Here is a 6,026-nt window from a genome sequence, read left to right as displayed (position 1 = left end):
GGCGGCGTCACCGCGCAGTACGATTCCGAAGTCGTCTACCACAGCATCCGCAAGGACCTCGAAGCCAAGGGCGTGCTGTTCTCGGACATGGACGCCGGCCTGCGCGAGCACGAGGACATCGTGCGCAAGTATTTCGCGACCGTGATCCCGCCGGCCGACAACAAGTTCTCGGCGCTCAACTCGGCCGTCTGGTCGGGCGGCTCGTTCATCTGGGTCCCGCCGGGAGTTTCGGTCGACATCCCGCTGCAGGCGTACTTCCGCATCAACTCCGAGAACATGGGCCAGTTCGAGCGCACGCTGATCATCGCCGAGCCCGGCTCGTTCGTGCATTACATCGAAGGGTGCACCGCGCCGACATACTCGAGCAATTCGCTGCACTCGGCCGTCGTCGAGCTGATCGCCATGGAAGGCGCGCACATCCGCTACACGACCATCCAGAACTGGTATAAGACGGTCTACAATCTCGTGACCAAGCGCGCGATGGCGTACAAGAACGCGCACGTCGAATGGGTCGACGGCAACATCGGCTCTAAGCTGACGATGAAGTATCCGTCGGTCTACCTGATGGGCGAAGGCGCGCGCGGCGAGGTCCTCTCGATCGCGTACGCGAGCGAAGGCCAGCATCAGGACGCCGGCGCCAAGATGATCCACGCAGCGCCGAACACGACGTCGATCATCACGAGCAAGTCGGTGAGCAAGAACGGCGGACGCACGAGCTACCGCGGCCTGATCAAGGTCTACGAAGGCTGCGACGGCGTCAAATCCAACGTGCGCTGCGACGCCTTGCTGATGGATCCGCAGTCGCGCTCGGACACCTATCCGACGATGGAAGTGGACGCCAAGGACGTGCGCATCGAACATGAGGCGACGGTCTCGAAGGTCGGCGAAGAGCAGCTGTTCTACGTCATGAGCCGCGGCCTGACCGAGGTCGAGGCCACCACGATGATCGTCAACGGCTTCTTCGAGCCCTTCGTCAAGGAGCTGCCGATGGAATACGCCGTCGAGCTCAACCGGCTGATCGCGCTCGAGATGGAAGGCTCTGTTGGCTGAGGACACAATGGAGCGGTCGAGCTTGCTCGACCGTGCTTCAGGACCCCAGCCATCGCTCGCAGACGCTATCAAGGCGCTGACCGCCAACGAACCGAGTTGGCTGACCGACGTGCGGCTGGGCGCCCTCAAGCGCTTCGAGGGGATCGCCACGCCGACGGAACGCAGCGAAGGCTGGCGCCGGCTCTCGCTTGAGGGCATCGACATCGCCCCGGTGGCGCCCGAACCTTCGCCCTTCAAGCTGACGGTCGCCAGCGTCGACCGTGCGCGCGGCGTGATCGCCAAGACGATATCGGAGGCCCTGCTCTCGCACGAGCCGCTGGTGCGCGAGGCGCTGGCGCACGGGCGCGGCGGGCGCACGGTCGGCAAGTATTCCGCGCTGGCCGAGGCCGCCTGGTTGGGCGGAGCGTTCGTGCACGTCCCCGATGGCGTCGAGCTCTCAAGCCCGATCGTCGCCGAGGCGGAGAGCGGCACCTATCCGCGCCTGATCGTGGTCGTCGGCAAGAACGCGCGCGCCGCGATCACCGAGACGCACCGCGAGCGCGGCCGTTTCACCGCCGGCATCAGCGACATCGTCGTGGGCGAGAACGCCCACCTCACCTACGCGCACGTGCAGGAGTGCGGCCCGAAGACGGTCGTGTTCTCGCATCAGCACGCGCGCATCGCGCACGGCGCGAAGCTCGTGACGCTCAATCTGGGCGCCGGCGGCGCTCTCTCCAAGAGCGACGTCGAGGTCGAACTGCTCGGCGCGGGCGCCGAGAGCGACATGCTCGGTCTGGTCTTCGCGCGCGGCACGCAGCAATTCGACTACCACACGCTGCAAGGCCACCGCGCCAGCGACACGCACAGTGATCTGCTCTTCAAGAGCGCGCTCGACGGACACTCGCACTCGGTCTACACCGGCGTGATCGTCATCGAGAAGGGCGCGCAGCGCAGCGACGCCTACCAGGCCAACCGAAATCTGCTGCTCGCCGAGGGTGCGCGCGCCGATACCGAGCCCAAGCTCGAGATCGAGGCGGATGACGTGCGCTGCACGCACGGCGCCACCGTCGGCCCGATCGACGCCGAGCAATTGTTCTATCTGGGCAGCCGCGGGCTCGATGACGAGACCGCCTCGCGCCTCATCGTCGAGGGCTTCTTCCAAGACGTGCTCGATCGGGTCGGCGACGAGCGCGTCACGCGGCCGCTCGAGACGAAATTCGCACCGCACCTCGAGCGCGAGAGGTAAGCCACAGGCGCGCGTGGCCACGCTGCTCGAAGTCGCCAAGACCGATGACGTTCCGGCCGGCAAGATCAAAGTGGTCGAAGCCGGCGGCCGGCGCATCGCACTGTGCAACTATCAAGGGACCATCTACGCCATCGCCGATGAATGCACGCACGATCGAGGACCGCTCGACCAGGGCGAGCTGATCGGCTGCGAGGTCGAGTGTCCGCGCCACGGCGCACGGTTCGACATCGAGACCGGGCGCGCAACGCGTCTGCCGGCGGTGCGTCCCGTCAAGACCTATCCCGTCGTCATCACCGACGGCGCCATCGCGGTAGAGGTGGACCAGTGAGCGCGCTCGCGCGTCCGCCGGCGCCAGGCTTGTCCGACGCCGACGTCGCGCGCATCCGCAAAGATTTTCCCATTCTCGCCGAACGGCCGCACGGCAAGCAGCTCGTCTTCTTGGACAGCGCGGCCTCGTCGCAGAAGCCGATCCAAGTCATCGAGGCGATGGACGATTATTACCGGCGTTACCACGCCAACATCCACCGCGGCGTCTACCACATCAGCGAACTGGCGACCGAGGCGTACGAGGAAGCGCGGGCGACGGTGGCGCGCTTCGTCGGCACGCCGTGCGCCGCCGAGTGCATCTACGTGCGCAACGCGACCGAGGGCATCAATCTGGTCGCCTATACCTGGGGGAGGACCAACGTCAAGCGCGGCGACGTCATCCTGCTCACCGAGATGGAGCATCACTCCAACCTCGTACCGTGGCAGGTGCTCGCGCAGCAGACCGGTGCGCGTTTGCGCTTCGTGCCGGTGACCGCAGACGGCAGGCTCGATCTGCGCGACCTCGACACCTTGCTCGACGGCGCCAAGCTGTTCGCGTTCACGGCCGTCAGCAACACGCTGGGCACCATCAACCCGGTGAAACATCTGGCGGCGCGCGCTCGCGCAGCGGGCGCGGTCAGCGTCGTGGACGCGTGCCAAGCGGTGCCTCGCATGCCGGTCGACGTGGCCGACTGGGGCGCGGACTTCGCGGCGTTCTCGGCTCACAAGATGCTCGGCCCGACGGGCGTCGGCATCCTATGGGGGCGCAAGGAGCTGCTCGACGCGATGCCCCCGTTCCTCACCGGTGGCGGAATGATCGGTATCGTCGGCCTCGAGCGCTCCACGTATGCAGACCCGCCCGCGCGCTTCGAAGCCGGTACGCCGGCCATCGCCGAAGCGGTAGGGCTAGGCGCGGCGGTGCGCTATCTGGAAGCCGTCGGCATGGACCGCGTCCATCAATACGAGCTGTTCTTGACGGACTACGCGTTGCGCCAGTTGGCGGAGATCCCGAACGTCACCATCTACGGCCCGGACATCGAGCACCGCAGCGGCGTGATCTCGATGACCGTGGGCGACATCCACGCGCACGACCTGGCCAGCATCCTGGACAGCGACGGCGTGTGCGTGCGCGCCGGGCACCATTGCAACCAGCCGCTGATGGAGAAGCTCGGCGTGGCGGCGACCGCGCGCGCTTCGTTCTACCTTTATAATACGCCGGGCGAGGTCGATGCGCTCATCAGCGCGATCGAGAACGCGAAACGGATCTTCAAGATCGCGTGACCGACAACACCTTCACCGGGATGGACGAGCTGTACCGCGACTTCATCCTCGACCACTATCGCAATCCGCGCAACGCCGGCACGCTCGAGAACGCCGACGCCTCGTTCGAGGACATCAACCCGTTGTGCGGCGACAAGATCCGCATGGATCTCAAGATCGACGACGGGGTCGTGACCGATGTGAAGTTCAAGGGCCGCGGCTGCGCGATCTCGCAGGCCTCCGCGTCGCTGCTCACCGAGCAGATCAAGGGCAAGACGCTGGCCGAGATCAGCAAGCTCGGCAAAGAAGACGTGCTCGAGAACGTCGGCATCAATATCTCGGCCGCGCGACTCAAGTGCGCGCTCTTAGGCCTCAAGGTGCTCAAACTAGCGTTGGCCTTGAAGTATTCAGACGAACCGAACTAGCGAGATGCGACCTTTTCGGTCTTGAGACGGCCGTCTACCAGGGAATGCCTGTTCGCCGCGTCGTAGCAAGGCGACGAGCCTTCAACGTCTTATTGAATCGCTTTTCGCTCCGTCGCTCTAGGGGGACCAGCTCACACCGCATGCCAGTCCATCCAGTCCATCATCTCGCCATCGGCACCGATGCCCTTAAGGTGGCGAAGAAATTCTACGGCTCGCTTCTGCCCGCGCTCGGTTTCGACTTGGTGTTCGATAAGGACGACCATTTCGGCTATCAGCGCGAAGGCTTCGAGCTGGTGGTCTACAAGGCCGAAAGCACCGCTGACGATCTCTACGACGGCAAACGCCACGTCGGCTTCGATCACTTGGCGCTCAATGCCGGATCCCGCGCGGTGGTCGACGAGTGCGCCAAACAGCTCGACGAGCTGGGCGCCGAGGTCGACGAGCCGCCGGCCGTCGTCACCGAGCTCGGCGACGACTATTACGCGCTGTGGGTGCGTGATCCCAGCGGCCTGCGCATCGAGGTCGTCTACCAAGGAGCGTAGTCAATCGCGGAGCGTACCTACTGCATCGCCGCGCTCGCCGCCGTCATGGCGCTGCAAGCCGTGCCCGCGCTTGCTGCAGGCGAGAGCAACCTCAACGCGCCGCTCCAAAAGACGATCAGCTCGTATCTGGCCGCTCATGCCGCGGACGAGCACATCTCGGCGATCTCACTGTCGGTGAGCCTGCCCGGCGACCCGGCCACCATCGACCTGACGACCGGACAGCGCAGCTGGCGTAGCGGCGGCCCGGTCGCGACCGACGCGCTGTGGCAGATCGGCAGCAACACCAAAGCGTATACCGCGGCCGCGCTGCTGCAGCTCGAAGCCGAGGGGAAGCTCGACATCGACCAAACCGTCGGGCTGTGGCTGCCGCAGTACCCGGCATGGAAAGACGTCACGATCCGGCACCTGCTCGACATGACGAGCGGCATCCCGGGCTACGACAACGTGCCAGCCATGGGATACGCGATGACGACGATCTATCGCCGCTGGACGCCGGCGCAGTTGATCGCCTTCGCCGACCCCATATACCCGGGTGCCCCGAAGCCGACAAGCGGCTATAATTATTCCAACACCAACTACCTGCTCGCCGGGCTGATCATCGAACGCGTGACGGGCAACAGCTACGGCGCCGAACTGCAGCGCCGTTTCTTCGGCCCGCTCGGCCTCACCAACACGTTCTACAGCCCCAACGTGTATCCGAAGTCGGTGACCGGCCGCATGGTGTCCGGATACTGGGGAAACACGGGTCCCGGCAACGAGCCGTTCAAGCGCTTCATCGACCAAGACATGCGGTTGGGCGACATGTCCTGGGCGGGCGCGGCGGGCGGAATCGTCTCGACGCCACAGGACGTGATCCGGTGGGTGCATGCGCTGTACCAGGGCGACGTCCTCGCGCCCAAGCAGCGGCGCGAGCTCATGAGCGTCGTCTCGATGCGGACCGGCAAGCCGATCGCGATGACAAGCCGATCGGATCCGCGAGGGTTCGGACTCGGCGTGGCCCTTGTGACCCATCCGAAGCTCGGCACGTTCTGGTTCTACGAAGGCGAGACGCTCGGGTACCGCATGGTCTATGCATGGTTTCCTAAGAGTAACGTGGTCTTCGCCGTCGGCGTCAACAGCCAGCCGACGGTCGATCACATCGGCGAGTTGATGGCCGCTATCTGGGACGTGCTCCACCGGGCCGGCAGGGTCTAAAGCGGGTCTCGGGCAAACGTTTTT

Annotated in this window: 7 protein-coding genes; all 7 read left to right on the top strand. The window is 65.2% G+C overall.

The features are described 5' to 3' along the window. The coding region (gene sufB, locus VKF82_03280; GenBank protein ID HME81081.1) for a Fe-S cluster assembly protein SufB at positions 1 to 1,050 on the top strand (1,050 nt) is incomplete at its 5' end. Beyond that, positions 1,043 to 2,275 carry a Fe-S cluster assembly protein SufD gene (gene sufD, locus VKF82_03275; GenBank protein HME81080.1) on the top strand — a complete coding sequence of 411 codons (1,233 nt, stop codon included), beginning with the start codon at positions 1,043 to 1,045 and terminating at the stop codon, positions 2,273 to 2,275. The genes sufB and sufD, both read left to right, overlap by 8 nt. Positions 2,276 to 2,288: 13 nt before the next feature. Next, complete coding sequence (locus tag VKF82_03270) at positions 2,289 to 2,603, top strand: non-heme iron oxygenase ferredoxin subunit (protein HME81079.1); 315 nt, start codon at positions 2,289 to 2,291, stop codon at positions 2,601 to 2,603. Positions 2,604 to 2,632: 29 nt separating this feature from the next. Further along, positions 2,633 to 3,862, top strand: a complete 1,230-nt coding sequence (locus tag VKF82_03265; protein ID HME81078.1) for a SufS family cysteine desulfurase — start codon at positions 2,633 to 2,635, stop codon at positions 3,860 to 3,862. Further along, positions 3,859 to 4,266, top strand: coding sequence for an SUF system NifU family Fe-S cluster assembly protein (locus VKF82_03260; protein ID HME81077.1), 408 nt, complete (start codon positions 3,859 to 3,861; stop codon positions 4,264 to 4,266). Before VKF82_03265 ends, VKF82_03260 begins: the two co-directional genes overlap by 4 nt. A 140-nt stretch (positions 4,267 to 4,406) precedes the next feature. After that, the gene (locus tag VKF82_03255; GenBank protein HME81076.1) at positions 4,407 to 4,808 is read left to right on the top strand and encodes a VOC family protein; all 402 of its coding nucleotides are present in this window, start codon (positions 4,407 to 4,409) and stop codon (positions 4,806 to 4,808) included. 45 nt (positions 4,809 to 4,853) lie between these two features. After that, a complete protein-coding gene (locus tag VKF82_03250; protein HME81075.1) occupies positions 4,854 to 6,002 on the top strand; it encodes a serine hydrolase domain-containing protein in 1,149 nt (382 codons plus the stop codon). Positions 6,003 to 6,026 lie beyond the last annotated feature (24 nt).

It is taken from the genome of Candidatus Eremiobacteraceae bacterium (assembly GCA_035314825.1).
Lineage (GTDB): Bacteria > Vulcanimicrobiota > Vulcanimicrobiia > Eremiobacterales > Eremiobacteraceae > JAFAHD01.
Note: the sequence above shows the minus strand (reverse complement) of the source record. Positions and strands in the feature narration are given on the sequence as shown.